The sequence below is a fragment of the Variovorax sp. GW821-FHT09B01 genome (assembly GCF_059418345.1).
This window is the reverse complement of record NZ_JBWKPQ010000034.1, coordinates 19,288-36,412: the sequence shown is the minus strand read 5'-3', so window position 1 is coordinate 36,412 and position 17,125 is coordinate 19,288. Positions and strand designations below refer to the sequence as shown.

Annotated in this window: 16 protein-coding genes; 6 read left to right on the top strand and 10 right to left on the bottom strand. The window is 70.9% G+C overall.

Going from position 1 to position 17,125, the window contains the following annotated elements; all coding sequences use genetic code 11:
- Window positions 1-45: 45 nt before the first annotated feature.
- Window positions 46-936, bottom strand: coding sequence for a LysR family transcriptional regulator (locus tag AC07RV_RS42620; protein ID WP_296780442.1), 891 nt, complete (start codon window positions 934-936; stop codon window positions 46-48).
- A gap of 147 nt (window positions 937-1,083) precedes the next feature.
- On the opposite strand from AC07RV_RS42620, the gene AC07RV_RS42615 reads away from it, so the two are divergent.
- Window positions 1,084-2,718, top strand: a complete 1,635-nt coding sequence (locus tag AC07RV_RS42615; protein WP_296780445.1) for a GMC family oxidoreductase — start codon at window positions 1,084-1,086, stop codon at window positions 2,716-2,718.
- Between the two features lie 57 nt (window positions 2,719-2,775).
- Here the strand turns inward: AC07RV_RS42615 and tetR are convergent, their stop codons facing one another.
- Window positions 2,776-3,453, bottom strand: a complete 678-nt coding sequence (tetR, locus tag AC07RV_RS42610) for a tetracycline resistance transcriptional repressor TetR (protein ID WP_296780447.1) — start codon at window positions 3,451-3,453, stop codon at window positions 2,776-2,778.
- 92 nt (window positions 3,454-3,545) lie between these two features.
- Here tetR and tet point away from each other — a divergent pair, with 92 nt between their 5' ends.
- Window positions 3,546-4,748, top strand: a complete 1,203-nt coding sequence (tet, locus tag AC07RV_RS42605; RefSeq protein ID WP_296780449.1) for a Tet(A)/Tet(B)/Tet(C) family tetracycline efflux MFS transporter — start codon at window positions 3,546-3,548, stop codon at window positions 4,746-4,748.
- 18 nt (window positions 4,749-4,766) lie between these two features.
- On the opposite strand, the gene AC07RV_RS42600 is transcribed toward tet, so the two are convergent.
- The 7 genes from AC07RV_RS42600 to AC07RV_RS42570 form a co-directional block, all read right to left on the bottom strand.
- The gene (locus AC07RV_RS42600; protein ID WP_296780451.1) at window positions 4,767-5,831 is read right to left on the bottom strand and encodes an ABC transporter substrate-binding protein; all 1,065 of its coding nucleotides are present in this window, start codon (window positions 5,829-5,831) and stop codon (window positions 4,767-4,769) included.
- Window positions 5,832-5,895: 64 nt separating this feature from the next.
- Entirely contained in the window at window positions 5,896-7,077 is a 1,182-nt protein-coding gene (locus AC07RV_RS42595; RefSeq protein ID WP_296780453.1) for an NAD(P)/FAD-dependent oxidoreductase, read from the bottom strand.
- Window positions 7,074-8,483, bottom strand: coding sequence for an FAD/NAD(P)-dependent oxidoreductase (locus AC07RV_RS42590; RefSeq protein WP_296780455.1), 1,410 nt, complete (start codon window positions 8,481-8,483; stop codon window positions 7,074-7,076). The genes AC07RV_RS42595 and AC07RV_RS42590 overlap by 4 nt, the downstream gene beginning before the upstream one ends.
- Window positions 8,480-8,776: a (2Fe-2S)-binding protein gene (locus tag AC07RV_RS42585; protein ID WP_296780457.1), complete on the bottom strand. Its 297-nt coding sequence runs from the start codon at window positions 8,774-8,776 to the stop codon at window positions 8,480-8,482. Before AC07RV_RS42585 ends, AC07RV_RS42590 begins: the two co-directional genes overlap by 4 nt.
- The gene (locus AC07RV_RS42580; protein ID WP_296780459.1) at window positions 8,777-9,571 is read right to left on the bottom strand and encodes an ABC transporter permease; all 795 of its coding nucleotides are present in this window, start codon (window positions 9,569-9,571) and stop codon (window positions 8,777-8,779) included.
- A 4-nt stretch (window positions 9,572-9,575) separates the two neighbouring features.
- A complete protein-coding gene (locus AC07RV_RS42575; protein WP_296780461.1) occupies window positions 9,576-10,436 on the bottom strand; it encodes an ABC transporter permease in 861 nt (286 codons plus the stop codon).
- On the bottom strand, window positions 10,433-11,503 hold the full coding sequence (locus AC07RV_RS42570; protein ID WP_296780463.1) for an ABC transporter ATP-binding protein: 1,071 nt from the start codon (window positions 11,501-11,503) through the stop codon (window positions 10,433-10,435). Before AC07RV_RS42570 ends, AC07RV_RS42575 begins: the two co-directional genes overlap by 4 nt.
- Window positions 11,504-11,709: 206 nt before the next feature.
- Between AC07RV_RS42570 and AC07RV_RS42565 the strand changes: the two genes are divergently transcribed.
- Complete coding sequence (locus tag AC07RV_RS42565; RefSeq protein ID WP_057597266.1) at window positions 11,710-12,546, top strand: IclR family transcriptional regulator; 837 nt, start codon at window positions 11,710-11,712, stop codon at window positions 12,544-12,546.
- Here the strand turns inward: AC07RV_RS42565 and AC07RV_RS42560 are convergent.
- The gene (locus AC07RV_RS42560; RefSeq protein WP_057597265.1) at window positions 12,536-13,039 is read right to left on the bottom strand and encodes a hypothetical protein; all 504 of its coding nucleotides are present in this window, start codon (window positions 13,037-13,039) and stop codon (window positions 12,536-12,538) included. The two genes, AC07RV_RS42565 and AC07RV_RS42560, sit on opposite strands and share 11 nt — an antisense overlap.
- Before the next feature lie 260 nt (window positions 13,040-13,299).
- Here AC07RV_RS42560 and amaB point away from each other — a divergent pair, with 260 nt between their 5' ends.
- The 3 genes from amaB to AC07RV_RS42545 all read left to right on the top strand — a co-directional run bounded on the left by amaB (window position 13,300) and on the right by AC07RV_RS42545 (window position 17,096).
- Complete coding sequence (amaB, locus tag AC07RV_RS42555) at window positions 13,300-14,841, top strand: L-piperidine-6-carboxylate dehydrogenase (protein WP_296780466.1); 1,542 nt, start codon at window positions 13,300-13,302, stop codon at window positions 14,839-14,841.
- A 105-nt stretch (window positions 14,842-14,946) separates the two neighbouring features.
- Entirely contained in the window at window positions 14,947-15,864 is a 918-nt protein-coding gene (locus AC07RV_RS42550; protein WP_296780468.1) for an amino acid ABC transporter substrate-binding protein, read from the top strand.
- A complete protein-coding gene (locus tag AC07RV_RS42545; protein WP_296780469.1) occupies window positions 15,861-17,096 on the top strand; it encodes a pyridoxal phosphate-dependent aminotransferase in 1,236 nt (411 codons plus the stop codon). Before AC07RV_RS42550 ends, AC07RV_RS42545 begins: the two co-directional genes overlap by 4 nt.
- Window positions 17,097-17,125 lie beyond the last annotated feature (29 nt).

Genomic DNA, 17,125 nt, shown 5'->3' with positions numbered 1-17,125 from the left:
TTCGTGAAACCGTTCGGGGCGCGCAGCAGGGTCATTCATACCTTCTCAGGTCCAGGCGCGCGTCAGCGCATCCCAGGCGCTCGCGATCACCGGCTCGTTGCGCCGCGCCGCCAGCGACACGAAGCGCAGCGCGCAGTCGAGCTGCACCCGATCGGCCAGCACCAGCCCGTGGGCCTGGCTCTCGCGGATCGCGATCGAGTCGCGCAGCAGGCTCAGGCCCACGCCCGACTTCAGCAGGTCGAGCATCGAGGCCTCCTGGTCGACCAGCGCCACGCGGCGCGGTGCCAGCCCCAGCGGCCCGAACACGCGCTCGAGCAGCCGGTGGTGCGCCGATTCGGGCGGCGTCGCGAGCCAGGGCAGCGCCGCCAGTGCCTTCCAGTCGCGCCCCGTCACCTGCGGTCCCCAGCCGGCCGGCGCCACCACGCGGTAGGTGAAGCGCGTGAGGGTGCGCGCGGCCAGCGCGGCATCGCCGCCGGCCGCATCGCCCTCCGCATCGAGATGGAAGCCCACGTCGAGCTCGCCGCGCAGCACCTGTGCCAGCACCGTGCCGCTCATGCCGTGGCGCAGCTCGGTCTCGATCTGCGGCGCCGACTCGACCAGTTCGCGCAGGAACATGCCCAGGCGCGTGAACTCGGGATCGAGGATGGTGCCGATGCGCAGCGCGCCGCGCACCGTCGACTGCAGGTTGCGCGCCGCCTGCTGCAGGTCGCCCACCGCGGCCAGCACGCGCTCGGCCTGCGGCAGCAGCGCCGCGCCGTCGGCCGTGAGCGCCAGCCCGTGCGGCGTGCGCGTGAACAGCTGCAGGCCGGTGTCCTCGGCCAGCCGCTTGAGCTGCAGGCTCACGGCCGGCTGCGTGAGGTGCAGCCTGGCGGCGGCGCGCGAGACGCTGCCTTCGCGCGCGGCCAGCACGAAGGCGCGCAGAATTTGCAGGTCCATCGCGGCGGCGGCAGTCATATAAATCGGATTTATACGCCATCTGATTCGATTTCATTGGCATTCCTGGCGTGGATTGGGCCAAATCAGGCGCAGCGGCTCAGAGCCGCTCCATGAGTACGGGAAATATCGATGACGGAGACAAGCCCCTTGAGCAACGACACCACCTTCGACTACATCGTCATCGGCGCCGGCACCGCCGGCGCGCTGCTCGCGAACCGGCTCAGCGCCGACAAGGACAAGCGCGTGCTGCTGGTCGAGGCCGGCCGCAAGGACGACTACCACTGGATCCACATTCCGGTGGGCTACCTCTACTGCATCGGCAATCCGCGCACCGACTGGCTCTACAGCACCGAGCCCGACGCCGGCCTCAACGGGCGCGTGCTGCGCTATCCGCGCGGCAAGACGCTGGGCGGCTGCTCGAGCATCAACGGCATGATCTACATGCGCGGCCAGTCGCGCGACTACGAGCAGTGGGCCGCGCTCACCGGCGACGAGGACTGGCGCTGGCAGAACGTGCTGCCGGCCTTCAAGAAGCACGAGGACTTCTACCTCGGCGCCGACGAGATGCACGGCGCGGGCGGCGAGTGGCGGGTCGAGAAGCAGCGGCTGCGCTGGGACATCCTCGACGCCTTCGCGGCCGCCGCGGTCGAGGCCGGCGTGCCGCACACCACCGACTTCAACCGCGGCAGCAACGAAGGCGTGGGCTACTTCCAGGTCAACCAGAAGAACGGCTGGCGCTGGAACACGGCCAAGGCCTTCCTGCGGCCCACCTGCTACGGCCGGCCCAACTTCGAGCTCTGGACCGGCGCGCAGGTCTCGAAGCTGGTGATCGAGCGGCTGGCCGACGGCACGCAGCGCTGCACCGGCGCCCGGATCTGGAACGGCCACGAGATGGTGACGGCGCACGCCACGCGCGAGGTGATCCTGAGCGCGGGCAGCATCGGCTCGCCGCAGATCCTGCAGCTCTCGGGCATCGGCCCGGCCGAGCTGCTGCGCCAGCACGGCATCGAGGTGGTGGTCGACGCGCCCGGCGTCGGCGCCAACCTGCAGGACCACCTGCAGATCCGCGCGGTCTACAAGATCGACGGCGCGCCCACGCTCAACGTGCTGGCCTCGTCGCTGGTCGGCAAGGCGCGCATCGGCCTCGAGTACCTGCTGAGCCGCAGCGGCCCGATGAGCATGGCGCCCTCGCAGCTCGGCGCCTTCACGCGCAGCTCGCCCGACCGCGAGTGGCCCAACATCCAGTACCACGTGCAGCCGCTGTCGCTCGATGCCTTCGGCGAGCCGCTGCACGCGTTCCCGGCCTTCACCGCGAGCGTGTGCAACCTCAACCCGACCAGCCGCGGCACGGTGCGCATCCGCTCGAAGCGCTTCGAGGACGCGCCCGCGATCGCGCCCAACTACCTGAGCACCGATGCCGACCGCAAGGTGGCGGCCGACTCGCTGCGCGTGACGCGCCGCATCGCCGAGCAGCCCGCGCTCGCCAAGTACAAGCCGCAGGAATGGAAGCCCGGCGTGCAGTACCAGAGCGACGAGGACCTCGCGCGCCTGGCCGGCGACATCGCGACCACCATCTTCCATCCGGTGGGCACCACCAAGATGGGCGCCGACAACGATCCGATGGCGGTGCTCGACGCGCGGCTGCGCGTGCGCGGCGTGCAGGGCCTGCGCGTGGTCGATGCGGGCGCGATGCCGACGATCACGAGCGGCAACACCAACAGCCCTACCTTGATGATGGCGGAGAAGGCGGCGGGCTGGATCCGCGCGGACGCCGGGCGCTGAGAGCGAGAAACCGTCCGGGCTGAGCCTGTCGAAGCCTTGCGTGGCGCTTCGACGAGCTCAGCGTGAACGGTTTTCCTTCTTCGAACGCAAGGCAGCAGCCGGGGCACGTCCCCGGCCGGCGGCTTCTTCGAGCCGCACCTTCGCGCCTTCGAGCATCAGGTCCACGCCGATCTCGAACAGCGCATCGGGCCCGGCCGCGCGGTAGGTGGCGAAGGCCTCGGCCAGCAGCGGGCGCGAGGCCGCGGCGGCATCGAGCGTCTGCTGCTGCATCGCGGCGTCGGCCGGCGTCGCCTGCTGCTCGAGCACGCAGCCCACGGTGTAGCGGCCCAGCGCGATCAGCAGGGTCATCGCCTGCGCGGGCGGCACGCCCAGACGCACCACGGCCGCGAGCTGGGCCTCCACCATGTCGAGGTCGCCCGGGTCGGGCTCGGAGCCCGCATGCAGGCGCGCGCCGTCGCGCCGCGCCAGCAGCGCGCGCCGGAAGCTGCGCGCGTTCTCGCGCAGGAAGCTCTCCCAGCTCTCGTCGGGCAGCGGCAGCTTGCGGTGGTGGCTGCGGCGCAGGATCTCGCCGTTCATCGCGTCGAGCAGCGCGCGCTTGTTCTTGAAGTGCCAGTAGAGGGCGGGCTGCTGCACGCCGAGCCGCTCGGCCAGGAGGCGGGTGCTGAGCTTGTCCATGCCGACCTCGTCGAGCAGCGCGAGCGCCGCCTGGAGGATCACGTCGCGGTCCAGTTTCATTCAGTTGTCGTGCTTGCCGGGTGTCGATCCGGGAGGGTACTTCACGGCGCGTAATTTATCGCTGATAATTCCTTATCAACGATAAATTAACCATGTCTTCCATTTCCCTCCCATTCGCCGGAAACCGCCACGCGCAGGCGGTGATCCTCGCGATCGTCACGCTCGATGCCATCGGCATCAGCCTCGTCATGCCGATCGTGCCGAGCCTGCTGCGCGAGGTCGGCCACAGCGGCGAGCTCGGCTGGCACTTCGGCGCCTTCCTCTCGCTCTACGCGCTGATGCAGTTCCTCTGCGCGCCCGTGCTCGGCGCGCTCAGCGACCGCTTCGGCCGCCGGCCGGTGCTGTTGATCTCGGTGCTGGGCGCGGCGGTCGACGCGCTGTTCATGGCCTTCGCGCCCTCGCTGTGGCTGCTGTTCGTGGGCCGCGCGATCGCCGGCATGACGGGCGCGAGCATGGCCGTGGCCTCGGCCGCCATCGCGGACCTCACGCCCGAGCACCAGCGCGCGCGCTGGTTCGGCCGCATGGGCGCCTGCTTCGGGCTGGGCTTCATCGCCGGGCCGGCGCTCGGCGGCGTGCTCGGCGACCACGGCGTGCGCCTGCCCTTCATCGCGGCGGCCGTGCTCAACGGCCTGACCTTCCTGGTCGGCCTGCTGGTGCTGCGCGAATCGCGGCCGCCGGCGCTCGCCGCGCAGCCCTTCGACCGCGGCGTGCTGCATCCGCTCGCGCCGCTGCGCTGGGCAGCGAGCTTTCCGGCGCTGCTGCCGGTGCTCGGCGTGTTCCTCGTGCTGGTGCTGGTGGGCGAGGTCGCGGGCACGACCTGGGTGCTCTACGGCGAGGACCGCTACGCCTGGAACGCCAGCATGGTCGGCATCTCGCTCGCGGTCTTCGGCCTGCTGCAGGCGCTGGTGCAGGGCTTCGTCGCCGGGCCGCTGGTCGAGCGCTGGGGCGAGCGCACGGCGATCGCGGTCGGCACCATCGCCGACGGCACCGGCTATGCGCTGATCGCCTTCGCCTCGCACGGCTGGATGGTGCTGGCGCTGCTGCCCTTCCTGTGCCTGGGCGGCATCTGCGCGCCCGCGCTGCAGTCCACGCTGTCGGCGCGCGTGGGCGAGGCGCAACAGGGGCGGCTGCAGGGCGTGCTCGCGAGCATCGCCAGCCTGGCCTCGGTGTTCGGCCCGCTGCTGATCAGCCCGCTGTACTTCGCGTTCCGCGCGCGCTTCCCGGGCATCGTGTGGCTGGCCGGCGCGGTGCTCTACCTGCTGTGCCTGCCGGTGCTGCTGCGCCGCACGCGCTGAGCACCCGCGCCAGCGCGGTCACTTCTCGATCGACTTGTTCCAGCGCGCGTTCCAGGCCGGCCGGTTGGCGTTGATGCTCTCCCAGTCGATGGTGACCGCGGTCTTCATCCACTGGTTGATCTCGGCCACCTGCGTCGCGCCCTCGCCCACGGCCGGGGCCTTGGGGTTGGTCGGGATCTGCGCGCCATACTGCAGCACGTTGGCCTGCGCGAGCGGGCTCAGCAGGAATTCGGCGAGCTTCTGCGACAGCTCGGGCTCGCTGTTGTTGGCGATCACGCACTGGCCCACCATCAGCACCACCGCGCCTTCCTTGGGCGGCGCGTATTCCACCGGAATACCCTTGACCTTGAGCGCGGCCACGGCCGTCGGCGTGAGCGGGAAGATCGCGGCCTCGCCGGTCTGCACCATCTCCGAGAGCTTGGCCGAGCTCGGGATGTACTCGAGCACGTTCGGGCCGATGGTGGTGGGCCAGGCCTTGAAGCCGGGTTCCACGTTCTTGTCGTTGCCGCCCTGGATGCGGTTGAACATCAGGAAGCCGTGCAGCCCGAAGGACGAGGACGACATCGACTGGAACACCACCTTGCCCTTGAACTTCGGATCGGCCAGGTCCATCCACGAGGTGGGCGCGGCCCAGCCCTTCTCCTTGAACATCTTCGCGTTGTAGGCCAGGCCGGTCATGCCCAGGCTCACGCCGCTGGCCATGTCGTCCTTGAAGCGCGCGGCCGGGTAGATCTCGGCCAGCGAGGGATTGGGCTTCTGCTTCTGGCACAGGCCCATGCCGATGGCGCGCACCATGATGCCGTCGTCGAGGAACATCACGTGCATCTGCGGCCGGTCCTTGTTGGCCTGGGCCTTGGCGAGGATGTCGGAGGAGGTGCCGGGCACCACCACCACCTTCGCGCCGTAGAGCTTCTCGAAGGCCGGGAAGACGTATTGCGTGTACGCCTTCTCCATCGTGCCGCCGTTCATGCCGATGTAGAGCGTCTTCGTCTGCGCGTGGACCGCGCCGCCGAAGCCCGCGAGGGCGGCCACCGCGGTGGCGGCGAAGGTGAGGAAAAAGGAAGTGCGGTCGCGTCGTGCCATGGTGGGACTCTCCGTTCAGTGTCGAGGGTGGATCTGCGGTTGCGGTGGGTTGCTCTTGTCGTGTTCAGTGCGAGGCCGATGCGGCGGCTTCGGCGGGCCGCGCGGCCTTCGCGTCGGGAAAGAAGCGCTCGATCGCGAAGGCCTCGATCGGCGTGGTGCTGCGGCCATCGCGCGCCAGCTCGGCCAGCACCTCGCCCGCGGCCGGGCCGATCTGGAAGCCCGCGCCCGCGAAGCCGAAGCCGTGGAACAGGCCGGGCGTGGTGCGGCTCGGCCCCAGCACCGGCTGGCGGTCGGGCAGGTAGCCCTCGGTGCCGCTCCAGGTGCGGATGAAATGCGCATGCGCGAGCCGCGGCAGCAGTTCGATCGCCTGCGTCGACAGCGTGGCGATGGCGTCGCGCTCGGAGCGCGCGCGCTCGGCATCGAGCCCGATGCCGGCGCCGCCGCCGAGCACGAGGTTGCCGCGCGCGACCTGGCGGCAGTAGATGCCGCCGCCCTCGACGCCGAGGCTCCAGTCCATGAAGAAGGGCAGGGGCTCGGTCACCGCCATCGCGGGATGGCCCGACTGCAGCGGCACGGCCTCTCCGAAGTGGGTGGCGATCGGGCCCGACCAGGCGCCCGCGCAGTTCAGCAGCACCGGCGAGCGCACCTCGAGCGTGCCCTCGGCATGCGTGGCGCGCAGCCGGAACAGCGTGCCGTCGTGCGCGACCTCGTCGACGCGGTGGCGTTCGAACACCCGCGCGCCCGCACGCTGCGCCGCGAGCGCGAAGGCCGGCGACACCAGCCGCGGATTGGCCTGCCCATCCTCGATGCACAGCGAGCCGCCGAGCGCGCGCGCGCCGAGCCAGGGGCAGTGCTCGCGCAGCCGCGCGCCCGTCACCAGCTCGAGCCCGAGGTCGAAGCCGGCGTCGCGCACGCTCGCGCGGTAGCGCTCGAGCGCGGCCATGTCGTCCTCGCTGCGGCCGATCTTGAAATGGCCCGAGCGCTGGTACTCGCCCTCGGTGCCGATCAGTTCGCCGAGCCGGCCCCAGATGCGGTGCGCGAGCTGCGCCAGCGGCAGCTGGCTCAATGGCCGGCCCTGGCGCCGCACGCCGCCGTAGTTGACGCCGCTGGAGCGCGAGCCGCAGAGGTCGCGCTCGAGCAGCACCACGTCCAGGCCCATGCGCCGCAGCGCGAGCGCGGCCGACGAACCGACGATGCCGCCGCCGACGATCGCAACGTCAGTGCGCAGGGTGCGGGTGGTGCTCATGCCTTCGCTCCCTCGGCGGGGCCTTGCGTGACGAGCCGGATCGGTATCGGCTTGACCGGCGCCTGCCCGCGCAGCCGGCCGACCTGCGCGAGCGGCTGGCCGGTCGCGTGCGCGAGGATCTCGGCCGCGGCCACGCCGCACATGCGGCCCTGGCAACGGCCCATGCCCACGCGCGACAGCGCCTTGAGGCGGTTGAGCTCGTCGGCGCCATTGACCGCGACGGTCTGGCGCAGCGTGCCGGCCGTGACGTTCTCGCAGCGGCAGACGACGAGCTCGTCGGGTGCGTGGGCGGCCCAGTCCCGCGGCAGCGGAAACGCGCGTTCGAGCCCGCGGCGAAAGCCCGTCAGCGCATCGAGCTTGCGTTCGAGCAGCGCGGCGCGCGCGCCATCGACCGCCACGCCCTGGTCCGCGAGCAGCGCGAGCGCCGCGCGCTCGCCGGCCCACTCGGCCGCGTCGGCGCCCATGATGCCGGCGCCATCGCCCGCGAGGTACACGCCCGCCACGCTCGAGCGGCCCGCCGCGTCGCGCACGGGAAGGTGCGCGCGATGCATCGGCGCGAATTCGAAGCGGCAGCCCAGCAGGTCGGCGAGCTGGGTCTCGGAACGCAGCGCATAGCCGAAGCCGACGGCATCGCAATCGATGCGGCGCTCCTCGCGGCCGTCGTGCCAGGTGACGCCGGTGACGCGGCTCGCGGCATCGTCGCCAATCACGCGCAGCGGCCGCACGCCGCCATGCAGCGGCACGCCATGCGCACGCAGCCAGGCGACGAAGTAGACGCCCTTCGCGAGCACCGCGGGCTGCCGCAGCATCGCGGGGGTGGCCGCGACCTGGTCTGCGAGGCGCGCGGTGTCGAGCACGGCCGCGACCTGCGCGCCGGCCTTCGCATACTGGTAGGCCACGAGATAGAGCAGCGGCCCCGTGCCCATGAACACCACGCGCTGCCCGATGGCGCAGCCCTGGAACTTGAGCGCCACCTGCGCGCCGCCGAGCGTGTAGACGCCGGGCAGGGTCCAGCCCGGCAGCGGCAGCACGCGGTCGGTGGCGCCGGTGGCCACGATCAGCGGGCCATGCGGCACGCGCGCGGTGCTGCGTGTCGGGCCGTGCAGCACGTCGAGCACGCCGCCTTGTGCATTCCACACCAGGCTGTCGGGCCGGTGGTCGATGCGATCGCGCAGGCCGTCGAAGGCCGCATGCACCGCGTTCGCGCGCCCGGCTTCGAAGCCGTAGAGCGTGGCCGCCGCGCGTTCGACGAAGTTGGCGGGCGGGCGGCGGTAGATCTGTCCGCCGGCGCGCGCGGCCTCGTCGATCACGACCGGGCGTAGCCCATGCGCGACCAGTGCCTGTGCCGCGCGCACGCCGGCCGGTCCGGCGCCGACGATCACGGGAGGAAGTGCCGCCGTCGTCATGCCTCGCCCCGCCCGGTGACCAGCGCCATGCCCGGCGCGATGAAGGTGGAGCAGGCGCGCAGCCGTTCGCCCTCGGCGGTCGCGATCCAGCAGTCCTGGCAGGCGCCCATCATGCAGAAGCCCGCGCGCGGCGCGTCGCTGAACTCGTTGCGGCGCAGCTGGGCGGCCTGCGTGAGCACGGCGGTCAGCACCGTGTCGCCGGCCAGCGCCGACGCGGGCGCGCCGTCGAGCGTGAAGGGCACGGTGGCGCGGCCGGTCTCGGCCACGCGGTGCAGCAATGCATGGGTCGGCATCTACTTGCGTCCCACCAGCACGCGGTCCAGGCCATAGAGCCGGTCGAGCACCACCATCGCGACCGCGGTCACGGCCACCATCAGCGCCGACACCGCGGCCATCAGCGGGTCGATCGATTCGGTGGCGTACATGTACATGCGCACCGGCAGCGTCACCGTGCTCGGCGAGGTGACGAAGATCGACATCGTCACTTCGTCGAAGCTGTTGATGAAGGCCAGCATCCAGCCGCCCGTGACGCCCGGCAGGATCATCGGCAGCGTGATGCGGCGGAACACCGTGGCCTGGCTCGCGCCCAGCGAGAGCGCGGCCTGCTCGGCGCTGCGGTCGAAGCCCACCAGCGCCGCCACCACCAGCCGCAGCGTGTAGGGCGTGACGATCAGCGCATGCGCCATCACCAGCCAGCCGAAGCTGCCGGTGCCGCCCACCAGCGCGAACAGCCGCAGCAGCGCGACGCCGAGCACCAGGTGCGGAATGATCAGCGGCGACAGGAACAGGCCGTTGAGGAAGTCGCGGCCCGGAAAGTCGTAGCGCGTGATCGCCATGCCGGCCGGCACCGCGAGCAGCGTCGCGATGGTGGCCGCGCTCAGCGCGAGCCACAGGCTGTTCCAGAACGACTGCATGAAGTCGGGATGCGCGAACACCGCCTCGAACCAGCGCAGCGAGAAGTGCGTGGTCGGGATGGTCAGCGTGTTCTCGGGCGTGAACGCGACGATGCAGACCACCAGCAGCGGGGCCAGCATGAAGGCGATGACGAGCGCGTTGAACGCGAGGGCGATGGGGCCGTTCTTGCTCATGACCTCACCCCAGCGCCTTCTTGTAGCGGCCTTCTACCAGCCGGTTGTAGCTGAGCATCACCACGAGGTTGGCCACCAGCAGCGTGAGCGCCACGGCCGCGCCCAGCGGCCAGTTGAGCTCGCTCAGGTACTCGTCGTAGACCACGGTCGCGACCATCTTGAGGCGACGTCCGCCGAGCAGGCCGGGGATCGCGAACGAACTCGCCGCGAGGCCGAACACGATCAGGCTGCCCGAGAGGATGCCGGGCATCACCTGCGGCAGCACGATGCGGCGCAGCGTGGTGAAGGGCGTGGCATTGAGCGAGAGGGCCGCGTTCTCCACGCCGGGATCGAGCTTCTGCAGCGAGGTCCAGACCGGGATCACCATGAAGGGCAGCATCACGTGCACCAGCGCGATCACCACGGCCGCGCTGGTGTAGAGGATCTTCACCGGGCCGATGCCCACCAGTTGCAGCAGCGCGTTGACCGCGCCCTCGGGGCCCAGCAGCATGCTCCAGCCGAAGGCGCGCACCACCACCGACACCAGCAGCGGCGCCAGCACCACGAGCAGCAGCACCGAGCGCCAGGGGTTGCGCATGCGGCTCAGCACATAGGCCTCGGGCGCGCCGATCAGCACGCAGATCAGCGTGACCAGCGCCGAGATCCAGAAGGTGCGCCAGAAGATGCCGTGGTAGTAGTCGTCGCCGAACACCTGCGCGTAGTGCGCGAGCGTGAACTCGCCGGCGCGCGGGCCGCTGGCCGGGTCGTAGACGTTGAAGGACAGCACGGCCGTGAGCAGCAGCGGCACCACGAGCAGCGCGATGAACAGCGCCAGCGCGGGTCCGGACAGCCACCAGGGCGTGGCCTTGCGGGAGATGCCGCTCATGCCGCCACCGCCTCGTCGTCGCGCAACAGCCGCGTGCAGTGCGCGGGCCAGTCGATGCCGGCCGCGTCGCCTTCGTCGAGCGCGGCGCGGCCGTCGTTGGGGCTCAGCACCATCAGCTCGCCGGCCGGCGTGGCGAGGCGGTAGAGCCACTGGCTGCCGAGGAAGAAGCGCTCCTGCACCGTGCCGTCGAGCCGGCCGCTGCCCGCGGGCACCAGCTGCAGCTTCTCGGGGCGCACGCTCATCAGCACGGCGGCGCCGCTGTCGTAGCCACCTTCGCCGACCTCGACCGCGAGCGGCCCGACCGCCACGTTGCAGCTGCCCGTGCCGCAGGCCGTGACACGGCCCGGCAGCAGGTTGGCCTTGCCCACGAAGGTGGAGATGAAGCGCGTGCTCGGATGCTCGTAGACGCGGTGCGGATGGTCGATCTGCGTCGCGCGGCCGCCTTCCATCACCACCACGCGGTCGCTGATCGACATCGCCTCGCTCTGGTCGTGCGTGACCATCACCGTGGTGGTGCCGACCTTGCGCTGGATCTGGCGCAGCTCGAACTGCATCTCCTCGCGCAGCTTGGCGTCGAGGTTCGACAGCGGCTCGTCGAGCAGCAACACCGGCGGCTCGATCACCAGCGCGCGCGCCAGCGCCACGCGCTGCCGCTGGCCGCCCGAGAGCTCGCGCGGGTAGCGCGCGGCGTGGGCCTCGAGGTGCACCAGCGCCAGCGCCTGCTGCACGCGTTCGCGGCGCTCGGCCTTGGGCATCTTGCGCATCTCGAGGCCGAAGCTCACGTTGTCGGCCACCGTCATGTGCGGAAACAGCGCATAGCTCTGGAACACGATGCCCAGGCCGCGCGTGTTGGCCTTGGCATGCGTGATGTCCTGGCCCGCGAGCTCGATGCGGCCGCTGGTCACGGCCTCGAAGCCCGCGATCATCTGCAGCGTGGTGGTCTTGCCGCAGCCCGAGGGGCCGAGCAGCGAGACGAACTCGCCCTTCTCGACCGTGAGGTTCATGGCCGTCACCGCGCGGGTGCTGCCATAGGACTTGGACACGTCGCTGAGCCGCAGGAATGACATGGAACGCCTTTCGTCGGAGATCGGAATTCACGGCCGGCGCGCCTGCGCCGGGGCCATGAATGCGTGAGTGCTTTCGATTCACTCTATTGCAACGATCGCGCCAGACCGCCACGGGTATTCCATTAATCAGAATATTTCTTCAATTTATTCCGTTCAATGGAATATGATGGCCCGAGCAAGATCGACGTATTCCAAGGAAACGGGACATGGAAACCACAACCGCGGCCAGCGGCGGCGTGCCGCGCATCTTTTCGGTGATCCGGGCGCTCGGCGTGGTGCAGGCCGAGGGCGGCCGCGTCACCCAGATCGCGCGCGCCGTCGGCCTCACGCAGGCCACCACGCACCGCCTGCTGCAGTCGCTGATGGCCGAGGGCGTGGTCGAGCAGGACGAGCGCAGCAAGCTGTACCGGCTGAGCATCGAGTTCTTCGCGCTCGCGGCCAACGCCGGCAATCCGGGCGACCTGCGCACCCTGTGCCGGCCCGCGCTGCTGCGCCTGTGCGCGAGCCTGGGCGACAGCATCTTCCTGCTGGTGCGCAGCGGCTTCGATGCCGTGTGCCTCGACCGCAGCGAGGGCCCGTTCCCGATCCGCTCGTTCACCGGCGACATCGGCGGGCGCATCGCGCTCGGCGTGGGGCAGGGCGCGCTCGCGATCCTGGCCTTCCTGCCCGAAGGCGAGCGCGAGGAGGTAATCCGCTTCAACCTCTCGCGCGTGCGCGAGTACGGCGTGTACGACGAGGTCTACCTGCGCACCGAGATCGAGCGCGTGCGCCAGAGCGGCTTCGCGGGCCGCAACACCGGCCTGCTCGAGGGCATGGCCGGCGTCGCCGTGCCCATCCTCGACCGCGAGGGCCGCGCCGTGGCCGCGCTGAGCGTGGGCACCATCGCCGACCGCCTCAATGCCGACCGGCTGCCGACCGTGGTCGACCTGCTGCAGCGCGAGGCGGTGGCGATCGGGCCGAGGATCAATCCCTTCGATGCCTCGCTGCGCCGGCCGGCGCAGAGCCTGGCGGGGTCGCCGGCGGGGCAGAAGATCACTGCTTGAGCTTGCGGTCCTCGTTCTTCGCTTCCTGCATCGCCTCGGGCTCCAGTTCCTCGGCATAGCGATTGAGCCGGATGAAGAGGCCCCAGCCGGCCATCATCAGCCCGACCGCGCCCAGCATGGCGGCCGCGTGCAGCATCAGTTCCGGCGCCTCGCGCGCCTTGAAGGTCGCGACCAGCCCTTCGACCGCGACCGCCACCACGATCACCACCATGAAGCGCGACAGGAAGCGTCGCACCCGGGTCGGCGCGCCGATGTGGGCGTCGCGCACCACCTCCTCTTCGACCACGGTCTGGGAGATCTGCAGCGCCACGACGGCGGCCGCGAGCAGGCCCACCGCCTCGATGATCGCTTCGGCCGCCGGCAGGTCGAGGTCGTGCACGACCGCGCCCCAGCCGGCGCGCGCCGCGATCACGATCAGAACCAGCGACGCGATGGCGAAGGCGAGCGCCATCAGCGCGTGGACTGCGGCATAGAGGGTGTGGATCAGCTTCATGGCAGGGGCGGCGAAGTGAGGGTGCCGCATCGTCGGCGCCGGGCGCAAATCGGTGCGTAGGCGCGCGAGCCGTTTCGAGGAACGCGCGTGGCGGGTGATGCCTGCGCGGAGTCAGACGACCGAGTTCCTTCGCCAAACGCATCAAGTCCTTCCATATTTTCACTAGCCAACCCTGCCCACTTCGCAGATATTGGCGCGGTTCCCCCGACCCCGGTCGCCTTCCTTCTTCTTTCTTCCCGACTCCCCCGCGGAGCGCGCCCATGTCCGAAGTCCACACCTCCGTCTCCCTGCCCTCCGAAGTCGAACAACTGCTCCAGCGCCTGGGCGTGCCGCGCGAGTCCCACGTCGGCGGCGCGCTGACGGTGCGCTCGCCGCTCACGGGCGAGGTGATCGCGCAGGTCGCGCAGACCACGCCGGCCGCGGCCACCGAGACCATCGCGCGCGCGCATGCGGCCTTCAAGGCCTGGCGCGCGGTGCCGGCGCCGCGGCGCGGCGAGCTGGTGCGGCTGCTCGGCGAGGAACTGCGCGCGGCCAAGCGCGACCTCGGCCGGCTGGTCACGCTCGAGGCCGGCAAGGTGCCGTCCGAGGGCGCGGGCGAGGTGCAGGAAATGATCGACATCTGCGACTTCGCGGTCGGCCTGTCGCGCCAGCTCTACGGCCTCACGCTGGCCACCGAGCGCGCCGAGCACCGGATGATGGAAACCTGGCATCCGCTGGGCGTGTGCGGCGTGATCTCGGCCTTCAACTTCCCGGTCGCGGTGTGGTCGTGGAACGCGGCGCTGGCGCTGGTGTGCGGCGACCCGGTGGTGTGGAAGCCGTCCGAGAAGACGCCGCTGACCGCGCTCGCGGTGCATGCGATCGCGGCGCGCGCCATCGAGCGCTTCGGCGCCGACGCGCCCGAGGGCCTGCTCGGCCTGCTGCTGGGCCAGCGCGACATCGGCGAGCTGCTGGTCGACGACCACCGCGTGGCGGTGCTGTCGGCCACCGGCTCCACCGCGATGGGCCGCCAGGTCGGTCCCAAGCTCGCGGCCCGCTTCGCGCGCGCCATCCTCGAACTCGGCGGCAACAACGCGGCCATCGTCACGCCCTCGGCCGACCTCGATCTCACCCTGCGCGCGATCGCCTTCGCGGCCATGGGCACGGCGGGCCAGCGCTGCACCACGCTGCGCCGGCTGTTCGTGCACGAGAGCGTGTACGACAAGCTGGTGCCGCGCCTGATCAAGGTGTATGGCGGCGTGAAGGTCGGCGATCCGCGCGAGGCCGGCACGCTGGTCGGTCCGCTGATCGACCGCGCGGCCTTCGAGGGCATGCAGAAGGCGCTCGACGAGAGCCGCGATGCCGGCGCGATCGTGCATGGCGGCGGCCGCGTCGAAGGCATCGGCGGCGCCGAGGCCTACTACGCGCGCCCGGCGCTGGTCGAGCTCAAGGCGCATGCCGGCGCGGTGCTGCGCGAGACCTTCGCGCCGATCCTCTACGTGGTGCGCTATGCCTCGCTCGACGAGGCGATCGAGCAGCACAACGCGGTGGGCGCGGGCCTGTCGTCGTCGATCTTCACGCTCGACATGCGCGAGGCCGAGCGCTTCCTCTCGTGCGCCGGTTCCGACTGCGGCATCGCCAACGTCAACATCGGCCCGAGCGGCGCCGAGATCGGCGGTGCCTTCGGCGGCGAGAAGGAGACCGGCGGCGGCCGCGAGGCCGGCTCCGACAGCTGGAAGGCCTACATGCGCCGTGCGACCAACACCATCAACTATTCGACGGCACTGCCTCTCGCACAGGGCGTGACCTTCGATATCGGCGACTGATTTCCCGCGACGCAGGCTTTGGCCGCGGCGGCGCATGAGCGTCGCTGCGGGCGGATGCCTGCGCGAGCGCCTGACCCATCACCACAACGACGAGGAGACGACGACATGAATTTCATCCCATCCCTGCACCCGCTCAAGGCCGCGGCCGCCACGCTGTTGCTGGCCCTGGCCGCCACGGCCGGCGCGCAGCAACCGGCGCCCGCGGGCACGCTCGAGAAGATCGCCGCCAGCGGCAAGGCGGTGCTCGGCGTGCGCGAGGCCTCGCCGCCCATGGCCTACATGCTGGGCGCGGGCGAGAAGTACGTGGGCTACCACGTGGAGCTGTGCGAGCGCGTGCTCAAGGACATCGTGCCGGCCGCGAAGCTCGAGTACATGGCGGTCACCGCGCAGAACACCATCCCGCTGGTGCAGAACGGCACGCTCGACATCGGCTGCGGCCCCACCACCAACAACCTCGCGCGCCAGCAGCAGGTGGCCTTCGCGCTCACCACCTACGTGAGCGAGGTGCGCATGGCCACGCGCGTCGACTCGGGCATCACCACGCTCGACCAGCTCGCGGGCCGCACCGTGTCGGCCTCCACCGGCACGACGGCGGTGCAGTTGCTGCGCAAGCGCGAGCGCAGCAACAACGTGAGCATCAACACCATGCTCGGCAAGGATCACCTCGAGAGCTTCCTGCTGATGGAGTCGGGCCGCGCCGATGCCTTCGTGCTCGACGACAACCTGCTGGCCGGGATCATCGCGAACTCGAAGAACCCGACGGCCTACCGCATCGTCGGCGAGCCGCTGGGCTCGGAGCCGATCGCGCTGCTGTTCCGCAAGGACGACCCGGCCTTCAAGGCGGCGGTCGATGGCGCGCTGCGCCGCCTCATGAAGAGCGGCGAGCTCGAGCGCATCTACACCAGGTGGTTCGTGGCGCCGATCCCGCCGAAGAACACCAGCCTGAACCTGCCGATGAGCGCGATGCTCAAGCAGCTGGTGCTCGAGCCCAACGACAAGCCGCTGGAGAGCTACGCCAAGTGAGTCCCGCTACCGCCGCTTCTTCTTCCTCGGACTTCGTGCCGGCGCAGCGCGTGCGCGCGCTCGGCGTGTCGGAGATCCTGCGCATCACCGACCATGCCAATGCGCTCAAGCGCGCGGGCCGCCCGGTGATCGTGCTGGGCGCGGGCGAGCCCGACTTCGACACGCCCGACAACGTGCGAGAGGCCGCGGTGCGCGCCATCGGGCGCGGCGACACGCGCTACACGGTGCTCGACGGCAGCCCGGCGATGAAGGCGGCGGTGCAGCTCAAGTTCAGGCGCGACAACGCGCTGGACTTCGGCCTCGACGAGATCAGCGTGAGCGCGGGCGCCAAGCAGGTGATCTTCAACGCGCTGATGGCCAGCCTGGATCCGGGCGACGAGGTGATCCTGCCCGCGCCCTACTGGACCTCGTACGCCGACATCGTGCGCATCTGCGGCGGCGTGCCGGTCGGCGTGCCCTGCGGCGACGCGCAGGGCTTCCGGCTCGAGGCCGCGCAGCTCGAGGCGGCGATCACGCCGCGCACGCGCTGGCTGTTCCTGAACTCGCCCTCGAACCCGAGCGGCGCGGCCTACGGCGCCGACCAGCTGAAGCCGCTGTGCGAGGTGCTGCTGCGGCATCCGCGCTTGTGGGTGCTGGCCGACGACATCTACGAGCACATCCTCTACGACGGCCTGGCCTTCGCCACGCCGGCGGCGGTGGAGCCGCGGTTGCGCGAGCGCACGCTGACGATCAACGGCGTGTCGAAGGCCTATGCGATGACCGGCTGGCGCGTGGGCTACGGCGCCGGGCCGCGCGCGCTGATCGCGGCGATGGCCGTGGTGCAGAGCCAGACCACCTCGTGCCCCTCGTCGGTGAGCCAGGCCGCGGCGATCGAGGCGCTGACCGGGCCGCAGCAGATCGTGGCCGAGCGGCGCGACGACTTCCAGCGCCGGCGCGACTTCGTGGTGGCCGCGCTGAGCCGCATCGACGGCCTGCATTGCCCGCGGCCCGAGGGCGCGTTCTATACCTTCGCGCGCTGCCAGGGCCTGCTGGGCCGGCGCACGCGCCGCGGCGCGCTGCTGGCCAGCGACGCGGACTTCTGCCGCTACCTGCTCGAGGACTTCGAGGTGGCGGTGGTGCCGGGCAGCGTGTTCGGGCTGGCGCCCTATTTCCGCATCTCGTACGCGACCTCGATGGCGCAGCTCGAGGAGGCCTGCGCGCGCATCGCGGCGGCCTGCGCGGCGCTCGAATGAATCCGTCCTTCTTTCTTCTTCTCCCTCGC